This is a genomic window from Nocardiopsis alborubida (assembly GCF_012396365.1).
In the GTDB taxonomy this organism is placed as follows: Bacteria; Actinomycetota; Actinomycetes; order Streptosporangiales; family Streptosporangiaceae; genus Nocardiopsis; species Nocardiopsis alborubida.
In genome coordinates, this window is sequence record NZ_JAAXPG010000015.1 from 135,830 (window position 1) to 156,714 (window position 20,885).

The following is a 20,885-nucleotide window of genomic DNA, read 5'->3' on the forward strand; positions in this document are numbered from 1 at the left end:
TCTCCTACCGACCGGCCGCGCGCACCCGCTCCACCAGGGCGGGGAGCGCCTCGCCGATGGGGCCGCGGACCACGGCGCCGGCGAAGTCGTCGTAGGGCGTGGGCTCGGCGTTGACGACGACCAGGCTGGCCCGCGCCATCATGGCCACGTCGCACAGCCCCGCCACCGGGTGGACCGTCAGCGACGTGCCCACGGCCAGGAACACGTCGCACTCGCGGGCGGCCCTGGTCGCCGCGTCGACGACCTCCGCGTCGAGCCGCTGCCCGAAGGAGATGGTGTCCGACTTCTGGATGCCCCCGCACTCCAGGCAGCGGGGGTCGGACTCCTCGTCCAGGCGCGCCAGCACCGTCTCGCTCGGTGTGCGCAGCCCGCACGCCATGCACACCACCCACAGCATGGTGCCGTGCACCTCGATGACCGCGTCCTCGGACACCCCGCCCCGCTGGTGCAGGCCGTCGATGTTCTGGGTGACCAGCGCCCGCAGCCGTCCGGTGGCCTCCAGTCCGGCCAGGGCGCGGTGCGCGGCGTTGGGCCGGGCGCGCCACACCGGGTGGGTGCGGCGCTGGGCCCACACCCGGCGGCGCACGTCCACGTCGCCCATGTAGATGTCGATGTCCGACAGGGCCTGCGCGTCCGGATCGGTGGTCCACACCCCGTGCGGGCCGCGGAAGTCGGGGATGCCGGAGTCGGTGGACACGCCCGCCCCGGTGAGCACGGTGACGCGCTCGGCGGACTCCAGGAGGTCGGCGGCCCGTTCGAACTCCCCGGGGTCGGAGAAGGGCGCTGAGTCGGTGGTGGTCGAGGCCATACCCCCCATTCTTACGCGGCCGGGGGACCGTTCGCCCCACCGCGTCCGACACCGCGCTCGCCGCTCCGCCCGGTGCTCCCTCCGTCGCCCCGCCGCCCCGCCCGAGGCCGGAACGGTGCGCGGCCCCGGTCCAACCCGGGGCATAACCTCAGGGGGACAGGAGGGGCACGGAGGCCACATCCCCTGCCGATGCACACGAGGTGGGCAAAGGGTGCAAAAATCGACACCGTCATGAAGCAGCCGTCCTACATCCTCGTGGTCAACGGGACCAAGGTCGAGCGCCCGGTGTTCGTCCTGGGCGCTCCCCACTCGGGAGTCGCCGAGATCGCCCGTGCCCTGTCGCGCGTGCCGGGGTTGCACCTCGGCGCGGGCTCGTCGGGCGTGCTCAACGCCGTCTACGCCGTGGCCAGACGCCCCTCCCTCGCGCTGGAGAAGGTCGCCGGGACCGCGAGCCTGCTGCGCGAGGCCTACGCCGAGGCCTGGCAGCTCACGCCCCTGACCTGCCCGCGCTGCCCGGGGCCGTGGGCGCGCGTGCCCGCCAACGCCGCCGCCGAACCCTGTGAGCACAGCGCGGAGGTGCGCCGCTACGGCGACGCCAGCCCCGACCTGCTGTTCTGCGCCACCGCCCTGCACGCGGCCTTCCCCGACGCCCTGTTCGTCCAGGTCATCCGGGACGGCCGCGACGTCATCGCGGACATGATGGAGGACGAGCGCTCGCTGGCCTGGCTCAAACCGAGCTTCATGAAGCTCGACCACGAGTTCCCCAACCACTTCTTCGGCCTGGAGGAGGAGTCGGACCTGTCCGCGTTCACGGAGGGCTCCACCGCCGCCAAGTGCGCGATGCGCTGGCGCGGGGCGATCCGCATGTCGGCGCTGCTGCGCCGCTCCATCAGCGCCGAGCAGCTGCTGACCCTGCGCTACGAGGACGTGCACGGCGGCGAGGTGGACACGGCCGAACGGCTGCGGGAGTTCACCGGGGCGCGGGTGTCGGCCTCGGAGCTGCTGACCGCGGAGTCCTGGGGCGTGGGGTCGTGGCGCGAGCGCCTGACGCGCGACCAGTACGGCGACGTGCGCGAGGTGGCGGGCACGGAGCTGTCACGGCTCGGCTACGCCTGAGCTCCCACCGGTCCCGCCCCTCCCCCCTGATCTTGTACTCGTAGCGGGCCTCGACGGCCGAGACCCGCTACGAGTACAAGATCATCGCAGGTCAGAACCGTTGCGTCACACCGGCGACGGTTCCGGTCGGCCCATGAGCGGTTCTCCCGCACCCGATCCCCTCAGTCCGCGCCGTGCGCGGTCATCAGGGCGTCCGCCGCGGTGCGGGCGGTGCGCGCGGCGTCGGCGACCCCGGTGACGTTGCGGGCCACCACCGCGCCCTCGTGCAGCATGGCCAGCGCGTCGCCGAGCGCGCCCGGGTCCCCGGCCCCCGACCGCTCGGCGAGGTCGGCGTAGAGGCCGCGCAGCCACCGCTTCTGCTCCTCGGCGACGGCGCGGCCGGGGTGCTCGGGGTCGGAGAGTTCGGCGTAGGCGTTGACCATGGCGCAGCCGCGCGGGTTCTCCTCGCCCATCCAGTCGTCCAGGGCGTCGAACGTGGCGGCCACCAGCTCCCGCGGGGTCCGGGCGCGCCCCAGGTAGCCGTCCAGGTACGCGCGCCAGCGGGCGTCGCGGGCGCGCAGGTACTGGACGACGAGCTGCTGCTTGGAGCCGAACCGGTCGTAGATGGTCTTCTTGGTCACCCCCGCCCGTTCGGCGACCAGCTCCATGCCCACGGTGTTGATCCCGCGGGTGTAGAACAGCTCGGTCGCCACGTCCAGGACGCGGCGCGCGGCCGGGGTCAGCGGTGTCGTCGCGGTACCGGGCACGGTGCCCCTCCCTCTGTCGCGTCCCCCGCCGCCGGGGGACGTCTCGTGCGGACTACATTGTGAGTATACCGACCGGTGTGTTTACCTGCCCGCATGGAACACACCAAGACACGCCCCTCCCGTTCCGCACCGCCCCTCCTGCTCGCCGCCGGACTGGTGGTGATGTGGAGCTCCGGTTTCGTCGGCGCGGAGCTGGGCGCCCGGCACGCACCCGCGACCACCCTGCTGGCCTGGCGTTTCCTGGTCGTGACGGCCCTGCTGGCGGGGTGGTGGCTGTGGCGCCGCCAGCGGATGTCGCGGCGGGACCTGGCGGCGCACGCCGTGCTGGGCCTGCTGGCCCAGTCCGGCTACCTGTACGGGGTTTTCGCCGCCGCGCAGGCGGGCGTGGCCGCCGGGACGAGCGCCCTGGTGGCCGCCCTCCAGCCCCTGGTGGCGACCGCCCTGGCCGTCCCGCTGCTGGGCGAGCGGGTGCGGCCGCGCCAGCTGGCGGGCCTCGCGCTGGGACTGGCCGGGGTCGGCCTGGTGGTGGGCGCGGACCTGCTCCGGCCGGGCGCCGCGCCGTGGTGGGGCTACCTGCTGCCGCTCGGGGCGATGCTGTCCCTGGTGGCCGCCACCCTGCTGGAGCGCCGCACGCGCCCCGGGGGCTCGGTGGTGCAGGCGCTGACGGTGCAGTGCGCGGTGAGCGCCGTGCTGTTCACGGGGCTGGCCTCGGCCACCGGAACCCTGGCCCCGCCCGCCGATCCCGGGTTCTGGGCGGCGGTGGTGTGGGTGGTGCTGCTGTCCACCCTGGGCGGCTACGGCCTGTACTGGGCCGTCCTGTCCCGCACGGGCGTGGCCCGGGTGTCGGCCCTGCTGTACCTGACCCCGCCCACCACGCTGGTGTGGTCGTGGCTGATGTTCGGCGATCCGGTGGGTCCGGGCGCCCTGGCGGGGATGGCGGTGTGCGCGGTGGCCGTGGTGCTGGTGGGCACTGGGGGGACCGCGAGCGGCGCCGACCGGACGGACGCGACGGCCGCGGGCGTTCCCGACCGGGAGCCGGAGCGGCGGGAGGGAGCCGCCGCGGGCGTTCCCGGCCGGGCACCGGCACGCGAGGACGCAACCGCTACGGGCGCTGCTCCCGGGCCGGGAGCGGACCGACCCCGTCCGCAGAGACGGTGACCCCGGGCTGTCCGGCCTCCTCGGCCGGTGTCCAGACCTGCTCGGCGCGCATGGGTCCGCTTCCGGCCGCCTCGGGGACCACGGCGGTGCACACCACCTCCACCAGGGCGTCGGGGTCCAGGAGGTCGACCACCCCCAGCACCGTCATCGGCGGGTAGAAGCGGCCCATGTGGCGCCGGTAGACCGCACCGATGCTCTGGCTGTGGGTCCGGTAGGCCGCCATGGACGTGGTGAAGACGCGCATGTCCACCACGTGGGCGGGTTCGGCGCCCGCGGCGCGCAGCGCCTCCACCGCGTTGGCGAGCGCGCGGTCGAACTGCTCCGCCAGTCCCGACCCGACGATCCTGCCGTCGGGGCGGTGCGCGCGCTGCCCCCCGACGTGGACCACCCGCCCGGGACTGACCACGAGCGCGTGGGAGAAGCCCGTCGGTTCGGCGAGGGTGAGCGGGTTGACGATCTCGTGCGGTGTCCGGCCCATCGGCGGTCCCTCCCTGCCCGTGTCGCGCCCGCCGCCCGTCCCGGACGGCCCCTTTCGGGATCCGCCGGACGTGCGGCTACGATGAGCGCATGTCGTTCACTCTGATGCTCTCCGCCCTCGCCCTCGTCGCCGTGCTGGGGGTGGTCGCCGCCATCTTCGTCGGCGGTGCCGTCTACGTCGGCCGCATGCGCCGCAACGGCACCGAGGCCGTCCTGGCCGGGGCCCGCAGGCACCGGGAGCTGCGCGGCTAGGAGGGGTCCGCCCGCGCGCCCCGGCGGACGGCGGGGAGGTTCAGACGCCGTCGAAGTCGTCGGGGTCGGGGCCGAACCTGCTGTCGGTGTTGAGACCACTGATCCGGTCCATCTCCGCGCGGGAGAGCTCGAAGTCGAAGACCTGGAAGTTGGAGCGGATGCGCTCGGGGGTCACCGACTTGGGGATCACCGCGTTGCCGAGCTGGATGTGCCAGCGCAGCAGCACCTGCGCGGGCGTGCGCCCGTGCTCCTCGGCGACCGCGACCACGGTCGGGTGGTCGAGCAGCTTGCCGTGTCCCAGAGGGCTCCACGCCTCGGTGACGATGCCGTGCCTGGTGTCGAAGGAGCGCATGTCCGCCTGCGTGAGCAGGGGGTGCAGCTCGATCTGGTTGACCATGGGCGTGATCCCGCCCTCCTCCATGACCCGCTCCAGGTGCGGGCGCTGGAAGTTGGACACGCCGATGGCGCGGACACGGCCCTCGGCGTAGAGGCGCTCCAGCGCCTTCCAGGTCGGCACGTACAGGTTCTTGCGGGGCATCGGCCAGTGCACGAGGTACAGGTCGACGGTGTCCAGGTTCAGGCGCCCCAGGCTGGCCTCGAAGGCGCGCAGGGTGGCGTCGTAGCCCTGGTCGGGGTTGGCCAGCTTGGTCGTGACGAACAGCTCGCCGCGCTCCAGGCCCGAACGGCGCAGCGCCTCGCCGACCCCCTCCTCGTTGCCGTAGGCGGCCGCGGTGTCGATGCTGCGGTAGCCCGTCTCCAGTGCGGTGGAGACGGCCGCCACGACCTCCTCCTGGGGCACCTGCCACACACCGAAGCCCAGCTGCGGAATGCGCAGACCATTACCCAGAGTGAGTTCTGGAACTGTCATCTGCTGCATCTGTCTCATCCCCCGTCAGCGCCGAACGGTCTGCCTTGTTCTTCCAGCGTGCGGTCTTCCCCCTACCGCAGTCGCATACTGCCACGTCCGGGCGGGTCGCGGTCCCCGATGCGCCGTGGTTGTGCGGGCTTTTTACCGTCCACGTCCGGTGACCGCCGCCACGGAGGGACATCCCGGACACAGGGGGCGCCGTGCGGGCGGTGAGGGTCCCGGCGAGGGCGGTGCGGTGTCCCGCGCCGCGTCCCCTCGGCCTCCTCCGCCACAGCGGAACCTCTCACGCGCCACTGTGCTCTCTCCTTTCTCCTGCCCCGCTGGAAGCGGCCTGCCCACACGTCCTTCCCGTCCCCGGGGACGAAGACGCTGCCGATAGGCTTCCCTGGCCGTTCTGGAGGTGGGGCGATGGGACACGAACAGCGTGCCCGGGTCGGTGCCGAGCTGGCACGGGAGCGGGCCGGGCTGGTCGAACGCATCGTCGCCGAGGTGCACGCCGAGGTCCCGGCCTACCGCGCGCTGCACGGGTCCCAGCTCACGGAGGTGCGGGCGATCACCGGGTGGTTGATGGGCCGGTCGCTGGAGCTGTGGGCGGCCGGGGCGACGCGGCTGCCGCCCGAGGACGTGGAGCGGCTGCGGGGCATCGGCCGCTCGCGCGCGGCCGACGGGCGCTCGATCGGCGCGGTGGTGCGCGCGCACCGGGTGGGCTCGGCGGCGGCGGTGCGCCTGGTCGCCGAACTCGCGTCCGACCGGCTCGACGCCGCCGACGTGTTCGCTCTGGGCGAACTGTGGCTGACCTCGATCGACCAGATCTCCGAGAGCCTGACCGCTGGCCACGCCGAGGCCGCGCACCGCCTGGACGCCGACCTGGAGCGGGCCCGCCGGGCCTTCCTGGACGACCTGCTGATCGGTCGGCAGGCCTCGCGCGGGGCCATCCGCGACCGGGCTCGGACCCTGGGCATCGCCCCGCCCGACCCGGCGGTGCTGGTGGTGGCCGAGGCCGACGGCGGCCCCTCCGACGGGGCGCCGCCGCGAACGGCCGCGCTCGCCGCCGGGGTGGAGCTGTTGGGCCTGGTGGAACCGGTGGGCGCCGACCCGCTGGTGACCACCCGCTCGGGGCGGGTGGTGCTGCTGCTCTCCCCCGACGACGCCGACCGGGTGACCGCCGTACTCGGCGGGCGCCCCTGGCGCGGGTGCGTGCTGGAGCCGCGCGCGCTGACCGACATGTCGGCCGCCTACCGGCTGGCCGACGACGCCCTGGAGACCGCGCCCCCGCACGCCTTCGACTCCCGGGGGCTGCTCGGGGCCTCCGACGCGTGCGTGCTGGCGCTGATCAACGGCGGTCCGGTCACTCCGGCCGCGGTCCGCCGCACCGTGCTGGGGCCGCTGCTGGCCGAGGGCAACGCCCACCTGCTGGAGACGCTGCGGGCCTACCTGCGCGAGGGCGCGGCGACCACGGCCGCGGAGGCGCTGCACGTGCACGCCCAGACGCTGCGCTACCGGCTGCGGCGGGTGCGCGAGCTGACCGGACACGACCCGCACCGGCCCTGGCAGCGGTTCGTGCTGGAGACCGCCTGCGCCGTCGCCCCCTGAGCCGTCCCGCACGGACGGGCTCAGGACGCCGCGGACGGCTCGTCCCCCTCCGGCGACACCTGGAGAAGGACCCGGTCGCGGTAGTCCTGGAAGGACTTCCATCCGCCGTCGTCGTCCTCCCCGCGCAGGAAGTCGCCCGTCGAGCAGTCGACGGCGCGGCAGCCGAGCACCTCGGCCATCCGGAGGACGGCGGACACGGCGTCACCGCCGCGGACGTGGAGCATCACGCTCCTGACCGGGTCGGCGGTGCCGATGTTGAGCTCCATCCCCCACCCCTGTTCCTCGTCCCGGAGGTATCCCCAGGCCGGATCGGACAGGTCCGCCGCGGGGAAGGCCTCGCGTAGCGCCGCCAGGAGCCGTGACAGCGGCGCGATGGGCTCGGGCCCCGGGCCCTCGGGGATGTCGTCGACGGACTCCGCGTCCGCGGGCGCCGGCGTCAACAGCACGTCCCAGCTCATGGGATCCCTCTCTCTCGGGAATGCTCCAGCCGGACACTAGCGGCCGTCTCCGACGGTCCCGGTACGCCGCGGCCCGGCGCACCGCCGCCCCGGGACCTGACGGCCCCTCTGGCCGGTGAAAGCACGGGAAACTTACCCGCGGTTGGCGCGAGGTTAGGGCCCCGGGAGCGGTGGGTAGCCGAGACTGGCAGACGGAGCGCGCCGCCGTGCGCGCTCCCCGCGACACGAGTCACACCGACTGGAGGGGGACCAGAGTGACGACCGCAGACCGCAAGGCCGGAGCGCCCAAGCCCAGGAGCAGCCAGCCCTGGCTGCACCAGAGCGGCGAGGAGATCCAGGAGTTCGGGACGGTCCGCCAGTTCCCGGTCGGGCTGTCCTACGACACCCGGATGTACTCGTGCCAGCGGCTCAACCAGGTGCTGTGCGACACGCGCATCCTGCACGACCTGTACAAGAAGCACCACTGGCTCATGCGCGGTCACACCTTCTACCAGCTGCACCTGCTGATGGACAAGCACGCCGGCGAGCAGACCGCGCTGATCGACGACCTGGCCGAGCGCGTGCAGACCCTGGGCGGTGTGGCGGTCGGCGACCCCCGGCACGTCGCGGAGATCACCAGCATCCCGCGCCCGCCCGACGGCGTCGAGGAGGTGCCCGCGATGCTCTCCCGCCTGCTGGAGGCGCACGAGGCGATCCTGGAGGACTGCCACGACGCCGCCGCGCGCACGCAGGAGCTGGGGGACGACGGCACGAACGACCTGCTGGTGTCGGACGTGATCCGCACCAACGAGCTCCAGGCCTGGTTCGTGGCCGAGCACCTGGTGGACACCCCGCTGGTGCGCACCTAGGGCGGAACGCACGTGACGAGGGGTCCGGCGGTCGCGCCGGGCCCCTCGACGTGTCCGGGGGTTGACGGGGCGCGGCCGCGTCGGAGACAGTTCTGCAATCGGTTGCAGGGGTGTCTCCCCCCTTGAAGAAAGCGCTTACCACACGAGAGGGGCCTCTCCCATGGTCCGCCGCAGCTCCCCCACCGCCTCCGGCGCAGCGCACGCGGGCGAGGCCTCCCGCCCCGGCCGGCCCTCCCCCGGAGCGGAGGGCCGGGTGATCACCGTGGCCGCCGACGGCTCCGGCGACCACACCGGCGTCCAGGCCGCGGTCGACGCCGTGCCCGCGGGCGGCGCCGAACGCGTCACCATCCGCGTCGGGGCGGGCGTCTACCGCGAGCCGGTGGTGATCCCCGCGGACAGGCCCGGCATCACCCTGCTCGGCGCGACCGGCGACCCGCGCGACGTGGTCCTCACGTACGACCGCGCGGCGGGCACCCCCAAGCCCGACGGGAGTACCCACGGCACGTCCGGCAGCGCCAGCGTCGTCGTCTCCGGGGACGGCACGCACGTTCGCGACCTGACCTTCGAGAACTCCTGGCTGCGCGAGGAGCACCCCGGCGTCACCGCCACCCAGGCGGTCGCGGTGCGCGCCACCGGGGACCGGCTGGTCTTCGACAACGTGCGCTTCCTGGGCCACCAGGACACGCTGTACGCGGACTCGCCGGACGAGGACACCCCCTCCCGGCAGTACTACCGCGGCTGCTACGTCGAGGGCGACGTGGACTTCGTCTTCGGCCGGGGCACGGCCGTGTTCGACGCGTGCGAGTTCCACTCCCTGGACCGGGGCAGCGACACCGACAACGGCTACGTGACCGCGCCGAGCACCCGGCCCGGCCGGGAGTTCGGCTTCCTGGTCACCCGCAGCCGCTTCACCAGCCAGGCACCCGCCGGGACCGTCTACCTGGGCCGCCCCTGGGTGCCCAGTTCGCACCCGGACGCCGAGCCGCGGGTGCTGGTCCGCGACTCCTGGATGGGCCCCCATTTCCGTGAGGAGGGGTGGATCGCGATGGCCTCCGGCCACGACTGGCGGCGGTTCCGGATGCGCGAGTACCGCAACTGCGGCCCCGGCGCGCTGGTCACCGGGGACCGTCCGCAGATGGACCCGGCCGAGGCCGCCGGGCACACCGCCGAGGCCTACCTGGCCGGGGACGACGGGTGGAACCCGGTGCTCATGACGCGGTGACGCCCCAGCGCCGGCGGATGGAGCGGTCGGCCCAGTTGAAGAACACGTCGATGAGGATGCCCACGCACAACACGATGAGGACGTAGGCCAGCAGGCCCTCGGAGTCGTTGAACTGGCGGGCCTGGCTCAGCGCCCAGCCGATGGAGTTCTGCTGGTCGATGATGACCAGCAGCTCGCCCGCCATGAGCGAGCGCCAGGCGAAGGCCCACCCCTGTTTGAGGCCGGTGACGAACATCGGCAGGGCGGCCGGGACGATCAGCAGCGTGTAGTGCTGCACGCCGCGCAGCCCCATGGCCTGGCCCGCCCGCAGCAGCTGCGGGGACACGTAGTCGATCCCCGAGGTCAGCCCGCCCGCGATGGAGGGCGCCGCGCCCAGGACGATCACGAACATGATGGCCGACTCGCTGATGCCGTAGAGCAGCATCGCGAAGGGGAACCAGACGATGGAGGGCATGGTCTGGAGGCCCGTGATGAGGGAGCCGATCGCCACGCGCAGCGGCGCGAAGCGCGACACGGCGAGCCCCAGGGCCACGCCCACGGCCAGCGCCAGCGCGAAGCCGGCGAGGGCGCGCCGCAGGGTGACCCCGAGGGCCTCCCAGAACTCGCCGGAGGAGAGTTCGGCGAACAGGCGCGGCAGCACCTGGTCGGGGCCGGGCAGCACGTAGACCGGCCGCCACCCGCTCCACACCACGGCCTGCCAGGCCACGAGCACGATGGCCACGGCCGCCAGCTTGGGCCAGGTGACCGCCCAGGCCCTGGCCGCCACCCGCGCGGCGGTGGGGCGCTCGGACCGGCTCCGGGGCCCCATCTCCAGGGCGTCCAGCCCCTGGACGTGGCGGTCCCGCGTGCTGGGGTCAGCCGGCATGGCGCGACACCTCCGCCCGCAGCCGGTCGGTGATCCGGGCCGCCTGGGAGGCGATCTCGGCGGAGTCGATCCGGCGGGGCCGCTCGCCCTCCACCGTGAACTCCTCGATGACGCGGCCGGGGCGGCTGGAGAGCAGGATGACCCGGTCGCCCAGGCGCACGGCCTCGCGCACGTTGTGCGTGACGAACACGACGGTCAGCGACCTCTCCCGCCAGATGCGTTCGAGCTCGTCGTGGAGGATGTCGCGGGTCATGGCGTCCAGGGCGCCGAAGGGCTCGTCCATGAGCAGCACGTCGGCGTCCTGGGCCAGGGCGCGGGCCAGGGCGACGCGCTGGCGCATGCCGCCGGAGAGCTGGTGGGGGCGCTTGCGGGCGAAGCCGTCCAGGCGCACCAGGTCGAGCAGTTCGGCGACGCGCTCGCGGCGCCGGGCTCTGGGCACCCCGTTGACCCGCATGGGGATCTCGATGTTGCCGCCGATGGTGAGCCAGGGGAACAGGGAGGCCTCCTGGAACATCATGGCCACGCGGTGCCCGCCCGTGTCCACGGTTCCGGTGGTGGGCCGGGTCAGTCCCGCCACGAGTGAGAGCAGGGTGCTCTTGCCGCAGCCGGAGGCGCCCACGATCGCGACGAACTCCCGCGCCCGCACGGAGACGGACATGCCGTCGATGGCGGTGACGGCGCCGGTGCCCTCCCCGAAGACCTTGGAGATGCGGTCGATCTCGATGGCGGAGGCACGTACGGTGCCGACGCTCTCGGTCGTGGCTGTCACTGTTCCTCCTGGAGTCCGGCGACCTCGTCCCGTCCGTCCTCGCGCAGGAGGCCGTTGAGCGGGTCGAGGGCGTAGATGCCGTTCAGGTCGACCGGGTCGAGCAGGCCGACGGCCTCGGCGTGCTCGGCCCCGGCGGCCAGGGACGGTGCGATCGGGTCGACGGTGAAGGTCATGTTGGCGAAGGCCGCGGCGACGACCTCGGGGTCGGAGCGGCTGCCGGTGAGGTCGTCCAGGTGGGTGGCGGCGGCCTCCCGCGCGTCCTCGGGGTGGGCGTTGATCCAGTCGACGGTGTCGATGTGGCCGCGCAGGAGGCGCTCGACCGCCTCCGGGCGGGCCTGGAGGAAGTCGGCGTTGACGATGACGTTGGTGGTGACGAAGTCGCCGCCGGTCCCGGTCCAGCGCTCGGCCTCGTCGAGCAGGAGTTCGCCCCCGGCGTCGACGACCAGTCGGCTCAGGTGCGGTTCGGGGAGCCAGGCGCCGTCGACCTCGCCGAGGGCGAAGGCGTTGACGGTCTCGGCGTTGGTCTGGGGCAGGATCGACAGGTCGCCGCCGCCCTCGGTGTCCACGCTCCACCCCTGTTCGCGGGCGAACCAGCGCAGCGCCACGTCCTGGGTGTTGCCCAGCTGGGGTGTGGCCAGGGTGGTGCCGGTCAGCTCGTCGACGCCGTCGATGCCGGGGCGCACGACCAGGCCCGCGCCGCCGGAGGTCGATCCGGCGATGACGCGCAGGGCGGCGCCCTCGGACTGCGCCCAGCCGTTGACGGTGGGGCTGGGGCCGACGAAGGCGGCGTCGACCTCGCCGGAGAAGACGGCGTTGATCGCGTCGGGGCCCGCGTTGAAGGTCTGGGTGATGAGGGGGACGTCCTGGCCCAGGGCCTCCTGGAGGATGCCGTTCTCCACGCCCACCAGCGCCGGGGCGTGGGTGAGGTTGGGGAAGTAGCCCAGGGTGAGCCCGGGGTCGTCCGCGCCGCCCGGGGCCCCGCACGCGGTGGCGGCCGCGGCGAGGGCCAGGGCCGCGGCGGCGGCGCGGAGCGGGGGCGTACGCGGGGGCATCGGGATCCTTCGCGGGCTCGGGCGTTCGGGCTCGGGGGTGCGGGTGCGGCACCGCCGGACAGAACTCTACTTAACGAGTAGGTTTTGTGAAAGTAGGGCGCCGCCCTCCTGCCCGCCGCGCGGAACGCCCGCGCCCGTACGGGGCCGCACGGACGAGCCCGGGGGCGGATCCACGGGAAGGAGCAGCCCAGGGCCCTTCGGGGAGGACGTCGCCCGACCGCGGACGGGACGGCGTTCCCGCTCCCGGCGCCGCGGCTGCCCGCGGCTCCCGCCTCCTGTGATACGGGTCACTCGGACGACCCGGGCGCGTCGGCTCCGGTCGCGCCCGCAGCGGCCGCCGGAGACGACGAAGGGCGGTGGAGCCCGATGCTCCACCGCCCTCGCGAACGGACGGGACGTACGGGGCCGTGCGCCTGCCGGGCGCCGACCCGTGACCCGCTACCCCTGGTCGGCGTCGGCCTCGGGGCTCTCCTCGGCGGCGTCGTCGGCGCTGGCCTCGGGGCTCTCGGCCGCGTCGTCGGCGGCGGTCTCGACGATGCCGCCCTCGGCGTCCACGGCCAGGACCACGCCCTGCCAGGACTCCTGGATGAACTCCAGGACCCGCTCGTCGTGCAGCAGCTCGGCGAGCAGCTGGATGCGCTCGTCCTCGGCGTTCTCGGCCAGGGTCACCAGGCCGTTGGCGTAGGACTGGACGTAGTCGTCGCCCTCGGGCTCCCAGGCCAGGACGTTGGACTGCTCAGGCAGGTCGGTCTCGATGGCGTAGTTGCCGTTGACCACCGCGGCGTCCACGTCGGAGATCGAGCGGGGCAGCTGCGCGGCCTCCAGCGGGGTCACCGTGATGTCGCGCGGGTTGTCGACGATGTCGTTCTCGGTGGCGGACGCCCCGGCCTCCGGGTCGACGGTCACCAGGCCCTCGGCTTCCAGGATGCCCAGGGCGCGGGCGAGGTTGGCCGGGTCGTTGGGGACCGCGATCTCGGCGCCGTCGGGCAGGTCGTCGACGCTCTCGACGCTGTCGGAGTACAGGCCGAGCCGCTCGATGTGGACGTCGGTCAGGTAGGTGAGCTCGGCGTCGGGCCCGTTGGCCACCCACTCGTCGAGGAAGGCGCGGTGCTGGAAGTAGTTGGCGTCCAGCTCGCCCTCGACCAGGGCGGTGTTGGGGATGTTGTAGTCGGAGATCTCCTCGACCTCCAGGTTCAGCCCGGCCTCCTCGGCGAGGTTCTCCTCGATGAAGGCGAGGATGTCGCCGTGCGGCACCGGGCTGACGCCCACCCGCAGCACGTCCCCCTCGCCGCCGGACTCGGCGGCCTGCTCGCTGGGCGCACCGCAGGCGGCGAGCGCCAGGGTGAGGGCGGCTGCTCCGAGTGCGGCTGGAGTCGTGCGCATGGTGCGCTCCTTCGTGATCGTGGATGGAGGATCGCGGGGACGGGCCCCGCGGCGGCCGGTACGGGTCCCGGCGGAGGTGCGGCTCCACGGACCCTGTGGGATACCGCGAAGCTGATCAGAGCCTAATCCACCGAATTGGTAGGAATTATCACTTCCCGGGCTCCCGGCACGTGGCATCGGCCACACGAACCATATTCCCTACTTAACAGGTAGAAATTATATGATCATGGGCGCATCATGGTGACATGCCCAGCGCACACAGCCCCCTCGGCGCACCACCCGTCCCCGCACCGCCCTGGAAACCGCCGTCCCCGGCCGGTGGACCCGGCTCCGAGCACTCGCTCCTCGGCGTGCTGCCGCTGCCCGACGGCGACAGGTACATGCTGGTCTACGGCGTCGTCGTGGACGAGCCGCGCACACCCGACCGGCCGCCGCCCCGCGTGCGCGCCGGACTGCTCGTGGACCGCGGCGCCCGCCGGGTCTGGTCCGGCGGACGGGAGGTCGAGCTGACCTACCAGGAGTACGAGCTGCTGGACTGCCTGACCGCCTCTCCCGGGCGCGCCATCCCCCGTGAGGAGCTGTTGGAGCGGGTGTGGAGCGCACGGAAGGGACAGAGCACGCGCACGATCGACGTGCACGTCCACCGGCTGCGCCGCAAGCTCGGCCCCGCCGGGGGTCTCATCACCACCGTGCGCAGGGTCGGCTACGTCTACGAGGGGCCTTCGGCGTCGGCGTCCGCCGCCGGAGGCTGAGACGCCCTCGCGCGGCCCCGGGAGCGGGGCCGCGCGGCGGGGACCGGGTCGGGGGCCGGGGTGTCAGCCGCCGGGCGCGGGCCCGGTGACGGGCAGCCCCCGGGCCCGCCAGGAGCGGTAGCCGCCGACCATGTCGGTGGCCCGGGTCAGGCCGAGCTCCTGGAGCTGGACGGCGGCCAGGCTGGAGGCGTAGCCCTCGTTGCAGAACAGCACGATGAGCCGGTCGGCGGAGTCGGCCTCGGGGACCCGGTCCGGGCTGGTGGGGTCGAGCCGCCACTCCAGCACGTTGCGGTCGATCACCAGCGCGCCGGGGACCTCCCCCTCGGCCTCGCGGTTGGCGGCGGGGCGGGTGTCGACCAGCAGGGCGCCCGCGCGCTGGGCCGCCAGCGCCTCGGCGGGCGAGAGCCGGTCCAGGCGGGCGCGTCCGCTCTCCAGGAGCCGTTGGACGGCGCTCACCGGCGGCCTCCCCCGCCGGGTATGCCCTCCAGGACGGGGGCGCCCGGCTCGGGGGCGGTGGTCAGGACGCTCCGGGTGCGGCGCAGCGCCCCGTCACCGCCGACCCCGTAGTAGTGCATGGCGGTCAGCGGCGGCGAGTAGGCGTGCACGCTCACGGCGGGCGAGTCGGAGGCGTTGACGACGTCGTGCACGTGGCCGAGCGGGAAGCGGCCTCCCCCGCCGTCGGGCAGGGCGCGCTCGCGCAGCCCGGCGTCCCAGTACCGCTCCACCAGGTCCCCGGCGACGACCGTGAGCGCGCCGAGCGAACCGGCGTGGTCGTGCAGGCGCGTGGACTGGTCGGGGGTCCAGGAGATCAGCCAGACGTCGGTGTGGTCGTCGGCGCGCAGCCGGACCGACCAGCGGTTCTCGGCGTCGAAGCGGACCTCGTGGAGCCCCTCGCGGACCTCCCGGGCGACCTCTGCGGTCAGCTCGGACAGGCGGTCCAGGGTGAGCGGGGTGGGCGCCGCGGCGGGCGCTGCTGCGGTGTCGGTCATGGCGTGGTCCTTCGGAAGGTCGTGGGCGGTCCCTAGTCGGTCACACGGGCCGCCGACACCGCTCGTCGAAGACGGCCGCCCGCGGATGCTGTGGTGGTGCGCTGACTGCCATGACCGCAGTTAACCACATTCCCTACTTGTTTAGTTGACTAAAGGGCGACGCGCCGCGGGGCGCCGCGACGGAAAACGGTCACAACGGGACAACGGACAGTGACAACGCTTTCCAGCACCCGCCCCGATCCTCTAGGTTGTGGGGGTTGCCACCCCACCCTGCCCTCACGGAGCGAGAACCATGCCCCTGGTCGCCGGAATCGACAGCTCGACCCAGTCCTGCAAGGTCGTGGTCTGCGACGCCGACAGCGGCGCGGTGGTGCGCGAGGCCCGCGCCCCGCATCCCGACGGGACCGAGGTCCACCCCGACGCCTGGTGGTCGGCCCTGCAGGAGGCCTCCTCCGGCCTGCTCGACGACGTGGCCGCCGTCTCCGTCGCCGGACAGCAGCACGGCATGGTCGCCGTGGACGAGGTCGGCGCGGTGGTCCGCCCGGCGCTGCTGTGGAACGACACCCGTTCGGCCGGGACCGCCCTGGACCTGATCGAGGAGCTGGGCGGCCCCGCCGAGTGGGCCAAGGCCGTGGACAACGTGCCCAACGCCAGCCTGACGGTGAGCAAGCTGCGCTGGCTGGCCCGGCACGAGCCCGAGCACGCCGACCGCACGACCGCGGTGATGCTCCCCCACGACTGGCTCACCTGGCGGTTGGCCGGGGCCGGGGCCGAGCCCACCACGGACCGGGGCGACGCCTCGGGCACGGGTTACTGGTCGGCGACCGACAACGCCTACCGCCCCGACCTGCTGGCGCGGGCGTTCGGGCGCGAGGTCCGGGTGCCGCGCGTGGCCGAACCGGCCGAGGCCGTGGGACACACTCCCTCGGGCGCGCTGGTGGCCCCGGGAACCGGGGACAACATGGGCAGCGCCCTGGGCCTGGGGCTGCGTCCGGGGGACGCGGTGGTCTCGCTGGGCACCAGCGGCACCGTGTTCGCCGTGAGCGAGGGCTCCACGCAGGACCCCAGCGGCATCATCTGCGGGTACGCCGACGCGACGGGCCGCTACCTGCCGCTGGTGTGCACCCTGAACGCGGCGCGGGTGCTCGGCGCCACCGCCGCGATGCTGGGCGTGGACCTGGCGGGGCTGGACGAGCTGGCGCTGGCCGCCGAGCCGGGTGCCGAGGGCGTCGTGCTGCTGCCCTACCTGGACGGCGAGCGCACTCCGGTGCTGCCCGACGCCGCGGGGTCGCTGCACGGGCTGCGCCGGTCCAACATGCGCCCGGAGAACATCGCCCGCGCGGCGGTGGAGGGCATGCTGTGCGGACTGGCCGACGGGCTGTCCGCGATGACCGACACCGGGATCCCGGTCAGCCGGGTGCTGCTCGTGGGCGGGGCGGCCCAGTCGGCCGCCGTGCGCGCGGTCGCGCCGACCGTCCTGGGCGCACAGGTGGTCGTGCCGCGGCCCGCCGAGTACGTGGCCGTGGGCGCCGCCCGGCAGGCGGCGTGGACGCTGGCGGGGACCGCCGAGGCGCCGACCTGGGACCTCGGCGAGCCGGAGGTCTTCGCCGAGCCCGTGGACGCGCCGCACGTGCGCGAGCGCTACGCCGAGGCGCGCCGCTCCGCCCACGGCGTGTAGAGCCCGCTTCCGGACAGGGCCCGCTGCCGGGCCTTGTCCGGGCGCCCGGTCGGGACCGCGCCCGGCGAACGGGCACCGGGGCGCAGGCAGCACCGGTACCGCCGTCGCACCGTGGGAACGGGCCTGAGGAGTCCGGCCCCGCCCTCTCCGCGGGCCGCGGCGACGACCCGCGCGGATGAAAACACCCATGGCGGTGTTCTCCCCTGCCGAACGGCCGCCCGGTGTGACACCCCGAGAAGGGAGGAAACACCGGTTCGCGGCACCCGCGGGTCTAGCCTGTCGGCGCATCCACCACTCGACGGAAGGCAGGGTGAGCATGAACCACGTACGGCTTCGCCAACTGGGAGAGTCGTCCCTGCGCGTGTCCCCCCTGTGCCTGGGCGGGAACGTCTTCGGCTGGACCGCGGACGAGCACGCCTCCTTCCAGATCCTGGACGCCTACACCGCGGCGGGCGGGAACTTCCTCGACACCGCCGACTCCTACTCCGCGTGGGTCGAGGGCCACCGGGGCGGCGAGTCGGAGACGGTCATCGGCCGCTGGCTCGCCTCGCGCGGACGCCCCTCGGACATGGTGATCGCCACGAAGGTCAGCGAGCACCCCGACTTCCGCGGCCTGTCCGCGTCCAACGTCAAGGCGGCGGCGAAGGCCTCGCTCGAACGGCTGGGCGTGGAGACCATCGACCTGTACTACGCGCACTTCGACGACGCCGAGACGCCGCTGGCCGAGAGCGCCGAGGCCTTCTCCGAGTTGGTGGACGAGGGCGTGGTGCGCCACGTGGGGCTGTCCAACCACAAGCCCGGCCGGATCCGTGCGTGGCTGGACGTGTGCGAGGAGCGGGGGCTGCACGCCCCGGTGTGCGTGCAGCCCCTGTACAACCTGGTGGAACGCGGGATCGAGGCGGACCTGGTGCCGCTGGCGCGCGAGCGCGGCCTGGCGCTGCTGCCCTACTTCGGCCTGGCCCGCGGCTTCCTCACCGGCAAGTACCGGCCGGGCTCCGCCGACGTGGACAGCCCGCGCGCGGGGAAGGCCCGCGCCTACCTGGACGAACCGCGCGGGCGGCGGGTGCTCGACGCCCTGGACGCGGTCGCCGAGCGCTGCGGGGCCTCCCCCGCGGCCGTGGCGCTGGCGTGGCTGGCGGACCGCCCGTCCGTGGCCTCGGTGCTGGCCAGCGCACGCGACACCGGCCAGCTGGCCGACCTCCTGCCCGCCAACCACCTGCGGTTGGACGGGGAGTCCGCGGCCCTGCTGACCGGGGCCACCGACCCGGAGCCGCCCGAGGGCGCCTGAGGCGTCTCCGGCGGGCACGTGCCCGCCACGCGACGGACGGCATCCGCCAGACGCGCCCTGGGAGCCCGGGCCCGGGCTCCCAGGAACCCGGGGGCCCGGGGCCCGGACCGCTCCCCGGGCGCGTTCAGACGAGTTCGGCGAGGAGGGGGATCTGCTCGGGGTCGGCCAGCGCCGAGCCGACCGCCACCATCCGCGCCCCCGCGTCGAGGTACTCGCGTGCGTTGCGGGCGTCCATGCCGCCGGTGGCCACGATCCGCACCTCGGGGAAGGGGCCGTGCATGGCGCGGAACCACGCCGTGCCGAGCGACGTGGCGGGGAAGGCCTTCACCCAGCGGCCGCCCGCCCTGAGCACGCCCTGGACGTCACTGGGCGTGGCCACGCCGGGCAGGTGGGGCATCCCCGCCGCCTCCGAGGCGGCCATGACCTCCGGGTCGAAGCCCGGCGCGACGGTGAAGGCGGCGCCGGCCCCGGCCACGGCGCGCACCTGCTCGGGGGAGATCACCGTGCCCGCGCCCACGGGGTGGCCGCGCTCGGCCCCGGCCCTGACGGTCGCGCGCAGCGCCTCCAGGCCGAGGGCGTCGCGTGCGGGCACCTCGACCGCGGTGACGCCCAGGTCCCACGCGCGCTCGGCCAGTTCGACCGTGGTGTCCACGGGCATGCCCCGCAGGATCGCCAGTACGCGGTGCCCCCCGAACAGTCCGTCCAGTCCCTGGTCACTCATGTCCGTCTCCTCTCACTGCGGCCACGGCCGCCGAAGCCTGGTCGGTCCACCGGTCGTCGGGAACCCTGAGCAGTTCGTCCACCTGCCGTGCCGGGGGCGGGTCGGCGAGGTCGCCCACCACCCGCAGGACGCGCCCCGCGCACAGGTGCCCCAGCCGCAGGCGCCCCCGCCCGTCGAGGCCGCGCAGCCCTCCGGCCAGGTAACCGGCGGCGAAGGCGTCCCCGGCTCCCACCGGGTCGACGACCTCCACCGCCGGAGCGGGCACGTACTCCTCGCTCCCGCCGCGGAACTCGGTGGCGCCGTGCTCGGCGTCCTTGACCACCAGGCGCTCCACGTCGGGCAGGAGCGCGCGGACGTCACGGGCGGTGGGGGTGCCCCACAGCTCCTCGGCCTCGTCCCTGCCGACGAGGACGACGTCGGCGAGCCGGGCCAGCTCCAGCAGGCGGGGGGCCGCCTGCCCCTCCTTCCACAGGCGGGGCCGGTGGTTGACGTCGAAGCTCACCGTCAGGTCCGGGTCGGCCAGCAGGCGTTCGGCCAGGGCGTCGCAGCCGGGCGAGAGCGCCGGGGTGACCCCCGACAGGTGCACCGCCCCCGCCGTGCGGACGAGGGGGTGCCCGGCCAGTTCGGGGCCCATTGCCGAGGCGGCCGACCCCGCGCGGTAGTAGTGGACCGCGCTGCCCGAGGGCGAGGGGTCCTTGACCAGCAGGCCGGTGGGCCGGTCGGGGTCGGTCCGCACGCCGGACACGTCCACGCCGTGTTCGCGCAGGCTCCGGGTGACGACCCGTCCGAAGGGGTCGTCACCCACGCCGCTGAGCCAGGCGGCCCGGTGCCCGAGGGCGGCCAGGGCGCACGCGACGTTGGACTCCGCGCCCGCGGTGCCCATGGACAGGAGCGGGGCGCCGTCCAGGGGGACCGGCTCGGTGGCGGTGAGCAGGAGCATGGTCTCGCCGACACAGGTGACCTGGGGCGTCACGGGTTTCCTCCGAAGGTCTGGGCCGCCGGGGCGGAGACGTCCACGGGCACCGAGAAGAGGGCGCCGTCGCCGGGCCCGGGGCGGTCGAGGCCGATCGCGGCGGAGGTGACGAACAGCCGGGGGTCGGGGGCGTCGACGACGCACACGCTGGTGGGCTGGGCGGCGGGCAGGTCCACCACGCGCTCCAGGGTGCCGTCGGGGTCGTAGCGGTGCACCCTGCCCGCGCCCCAGACCGCGACCCACAGGTGCCCCTCGGCGTCGACCTGCATCCCGTCGGGGCTCCCCTCCCCGACCCGGGCGAGGACGGTCCGCGCCCCGGGGGTGCCGTCGGGGGAGATCTCGTAGGCGTCGATGCGGCCCTCGGCGCTGTCGGCGAGGTACATGCGGGTGCCGTCGGCGGTGAAGGCGGGGCCGTTGGGGACGGTGTAGCCCTCCAGGACCCGAGTGACCCGGCCGTCGGGGTCGGCGCGGTAGAGCGAACCGGCCCCGGGGGTGCCGTCGTAGGCCATCGACCCGGCCCAGAACCTCCCGCCCGGGTCGCAGCAGCCGTCGTTCATCCGCATCGGCGTGGCCGCGCCGTCCTCGGGTCTGGCCAACCACTCCGGTGCGCCGTCCCCGGCCAGCAGCGCCACGCCCGTGCCCGCCGCCGCGACGAACCTCCCCGGTTCGTCCCGGACGGGGGCGACCGCGCCCAGGGGGACGTCGAGGGCGGTGATCACCTCGGCCGGGCCCGGCGTGCGGGGGTCGAGCCGCAGGAGGCGGCCGGTGAGGATGTCCACCATGAGCAGGTCCCGGCCCCGCAGGCGCAGCCCCTCCCCCAGTTCGAAGCGGTCGGTGCTCCACGGTTCGCACAGCATGCGCGTCACTCC

At 74.3% G+C, this 20,885-nt stretch carries 23 protein-coding genes; 9 read left to right on the plus strand and 14 right to left on the minus strand.

Features of this window, described 5'->3' with window-relative positions:
- Window positions 1-4 precede the first annotated feature (4 nt).
- Window positions 5-808, minus strand: a complete 804-nt coding sequence (locus HGB44_RS17130) for an SIR2 family NAD-dependent protein deacylase (RefSeq protein WP_061079053.1) — start codon at window positions 806-808, stop codon at window positions 5-7.
- Window positions 809-1,039: 231 nt separating this feature from the next.
- On the opposite strand from HGB44_RS17130, the gene HGB44_RS17135 reads away from it, so the two are divergent.
- A complete protein-coding gene (locus HGB44_RS17135; RefSeq protein WP_061079052.1) occupies window positions 1,040-1,924 on the plus strand; it encodes a sulfotransferase family protein in 885 nt (294 codons plus the stop codon).
- 161 nt (window positions 1,925-2,085) lie between these two features.
- Here HGB44_RS17135 and HGB44_RS17140 read toward each other — a convergent pair whose 3' ends face one another.
- Window positions 2,086-2,670: a TetR/AcrR family transcriptional regulator gene (locus tag HGB44_RS17140; protein WP_061079051.1), complete on the minus strand. Its 585-nt coding sequence runs from the start codon at window positions 2,668-2,670 to the stop codon at window positions 2,086-2,088.
- A gap of 93 nt (window positions 2,671-2,763) precedes the next feature.
- Here HGB44_RS17140 and HGB44_RS17145 point away from each other — a divergent pair, with 93 nt between their 5' ends.
- Entirely contained in the window at window positions 2,764-3,828 is a 1,065-nt protein-coding gene (locus HGB44_RS17145; RefSeq protein WP_061079050.1) for a DMT family transporter, read from the plus strand.
- On the opposite strand, the gene HGB44_RS17150 is transcribed toward HGB44_RS17145, so the two are convergent.
- A complete protein-coding gene (locus tag HGB44_RS17150) occupies window positions 3,773-4,306 on the minus strand; it encodes a RidA family protein (RefSeq protein ID WP_061079049.1) in 534 nt (177 codons plus the stop codon). The two genes, HGB44_RS17145 and HGB44_RS17150, sit on opposite strands and share 56 nt — an antisense overlap.
- An 89-nt stretch (window positions 4,307-4,395) precedes the next feature.
- Between HGB44_RS17150 and HGB44_RS17155 the strand changes: the two genes are divergently transcribed.
- Entirely contained in the window at window positions 4,396-4,557 is a 162-nt protein-coding gene (locus tag HGB44_RS17155; RefSeq protein WP_168444042.1) for a hypothetical protein, read from the plus strand.
- A 40-nt stretch (window positions 4,558-4,597) separates the two neighbouring features.
- On the opposite strand, the gene HGB44_RS17160 is transcribed toward HGB44_RS17155, so the two are convergent.
- Window positions 4,598-5,425: an aldo/keto reductase gene (locus HGB44_RS17160; protein WP_061079077.1), complete on the minus strand. Its 828-nt coding sequence runs from the start codon at window positions 5,423-5,425 to the stop codon at window positions 4,598-4,600.
- Between the two features lie 408 nt (window positions 5,426-5,833).
- On the opposite strand from HGB44_RS17160, the gene HGB44_RS17165 reads away from it, so the two are divergent.
- Window positions 5,834-7,018 (plus strand): PucR family transcriptional regulator, encoded by a 1,185-nt coding sequence (locus HGB44_RS17165; RefSeq protein WP_061079048.1) that lies wholly within the window; start codon window positions 5,834-5,836, stop codon window positions 7,016-7,018.
- 20 nt (window positions 7,019-7,038) lie between these two features.
- Here HGB44_RS17165 and HGB44_RS17170 read toward each other — a convergent pair whose 3' ends face one another.
- On the minus strand, window positions 7,039-7,476 hold the full coding sequence (locus tag HGB44_RS17170; RefSeq protein ID WP_061079047.1) for a hypothetical protein: 438 nt from the start codon (window positions 7,474-7,476) through the stop codon (window positions 7,039-7,041).
- A gap of 254 nt (window positions 7,477-7,730) precedes the next feature.
- On the opposite strand from HGB44_RS17170, the gene HGB44_RS17175 reads away from it, so the two are divergent.
- Together HGB44_RS17175 and HGB44_RS17180 are read left to right on the plus strand one after the other, a co-directional pair.
- On the plus strand, window positions 7,731-8,324 hold the full coding sequence (locus HGB44_RS17175; protein ID WP_061079046.1) for a Dps family protein: 594 nt from the start codon (window positions 7,731-7,733) through the stop codon (window positions 8,322-8,324).
- Window positions 8,325-8,484: 160 nt separating this feature from the next.
- Window positions 8,485-9,546: a pectinesterase family protein gene (locus tag HGB44_RS17180; RefSeq protein WP_061079045.1), complete on the plus strand. Its 1,062-nt coding sequence runs from the start codon at window positions 8,485-8,487 to the stop codon at window positions 9,544-9,546.
- Here the strand turns inward: HGB44_RS17180 and HGB44_RS17185 are convergent.
- From HGB44_RS17185 to HGB44_RS17200, 4 genes are all read right to left on the minus strand, one after another.
- Window positions 9,533-10,411, minus strand: a complete 879-nt coding sequence (locus tag HGB44_RS17185) for an ABC transporter permease (protein WP_061079044.1) — start codon at window positions 10,409-10,411, stop codon at window positions 9,533-9,535. The two genes, HGB44_RS17180 and HGB44_RS17185, sit on opposite strands and share 14 nt — an antisense overlap.
- A complete protein-coding gene (locus HGB44_RS17190; RefSeq protein WP_061079043.1) occupies window positions 10,401-11,180 on the minus strand; it encodes an ABC transporter ATP-binding protein in 780 nt (259 codons plus the stop codon). Before HGB44_RS17190 ends, HGB44_RS17185 begins: the two co-directional genes overlap by 11 nt.
- Window positions 11,177-12,232 (minus strand): ABC transporter substrate-binding protein, encoded by a 1,056-nt coding sequence (locus HGB44_RS17195; RefSeq protein WP_061079042.1) that lies wholly within the window; start codon window positions 12,230-12,232, stop codon window positions 11,177-11,179. Before HGB44_RS17195 ends, HGB44_RS17190 begins: the two co-directional genes overlap by 4 nt.
- A 438-nt stretch (window positions 12,233-12,670) precedes the next feature.
- Window positions 12,671-13,615, minus strand: coding sequence for a MetQ/NlpA family ABC transporter substrate-binding protein (locus HGB44_RS17200; protein ID WP_061079041.1), 945 nt, complete (start codon window positions 13,613-13,615; stop codon window positions 12,671-12,673).
- 245 nt (window positions 13,616-13,860) lie between these two features.
- Here HGB44_RS17200 and HGB44_RS17205 point away from each other — a divergent pair, with 245 nt between their 5' ends.
- Window positions 13,861-14,367 (plus strand): winged helix-turn-helix domain-containing protein, encoded by a 507-nt coding sequence (locus HGB44_RS17205; RefSeq protein WP_061079040.1) that lies wholly within the window; start codon window positions 13,861-13,863, stop codon window positions 14,365-14,367.
- A gap of 63 nt (window positions 14,368-14,430) precedes the next feature.
- Here the strand turns inward: HGB44_RS17205 and HGB44_RS17210 are convergent, their stop codons facing one another.
- Window positions 14,431-14,823, minus strand: a complete 393-nt coding sequence (locus HGB44_RS17210; RefSeq protein WP_061079039.1) for a rhodanese-like domain-containing protein — start codon at window positions 14,821-14,823, stop codon at window positions 14,431-14,433.
- On the minus strand, window positions 14,820-15,356 hold the full coding sequence (locus HGB44_RS17215) for a cysteine dioxygenase (protein WP_061079038.1): 537 nt from the start codon (window positions 15,354-15,356) through the stop codon (window positions 14,820-14,822). Before HGB44_RS17215 ends, HGB44_RS17210 begins: the two co-directional genes overlap by 4 nt.
- A gap of 292 nt (window positions 15,357-15,648) precedes the next feature.
- On the opposite strand from HGB44_RS17215, the gene xylB reads away from it, so the two are divergent.
- On the plus strand, window positions 15,649-17,034 hold the full coding sequence (gene xylB, locus HGB44_RS17220; RefSeq protein ID WP_061079037.1) for a xylulokinase: 1,386 nt from the start codon (window positions 15,649-15,651) through the stop codon (window positions 17,032-17,034).
- Window positions 17,035-17,350: 316 nt separating this feature from the next.
- Window positions 17,351-18,322 carry an aldo/keto reductase gene (locus HGB44_RS17225; protein WP_061079036.1) on the plus strand — a complete coding sequence of 324 codons (972 nt, stop codon included), beginning with the start codon at window positions 17,351-17,353 and terminating at the stop codon, window positions 18,320-18,322.
- A gap of 124 nt (window positions 18,323-18,446) precedes the next feature.
- On the opposite strand, the gene HGB44_RS17230 is transcribed toward HGB44_RS17225, so the two are convergent.
- From HGB44_RS17230 to HGB44_RS17240, 3 genes are read right to left on the minus strand one after another with little or no spacing between them, the layout of a single operon-like run.
- Window positions 18,447-19,043: a bifunctional 4-hydroxy-2-oxoglutarate aldolase/2-dehydro-3-deoxy-phosphogluconate aldolase gene (locus HGB44_RS17230; RefSeq protein WP_061079035.1), complete on the minus strand. Its 597-nt coding sequence runs from the start codon at window positions 19,041-19,043 to the stop codon at window positions 18,447-18,449.
- Complete coding sequence (locus HGB44_RS17235; protein WP_082768221.1) at window positions 19,036-20,016, minus strand: sugar kinase; 981 nt, start codon at window positions 20,014-20,016, stop codon at window positions 19,036-19,038. The genes HGB44_RS17230 and HGB44_RS17235 overlap by 8 nt, the downstream gene beginning before the upstream one ends.
- Complete coding sequence (locus HGB44_RS17240; protein WP_061079034.1) at window positions 20,013-20,873, minus strand: SMP-30/gluconolactonase/LRE family protein; 861 nt, start codon at window positions 20,871-20,873, stop codon at window positions 20,013-20,015. The genes HGB44_RS17235 and HGB44_RS17240 overlap by 4 nt, the downstream gene beginning before the upstream one ends.
- Between the last annotated feature and the right edge of the window lie 12 nt (window positions 20,874-20,885).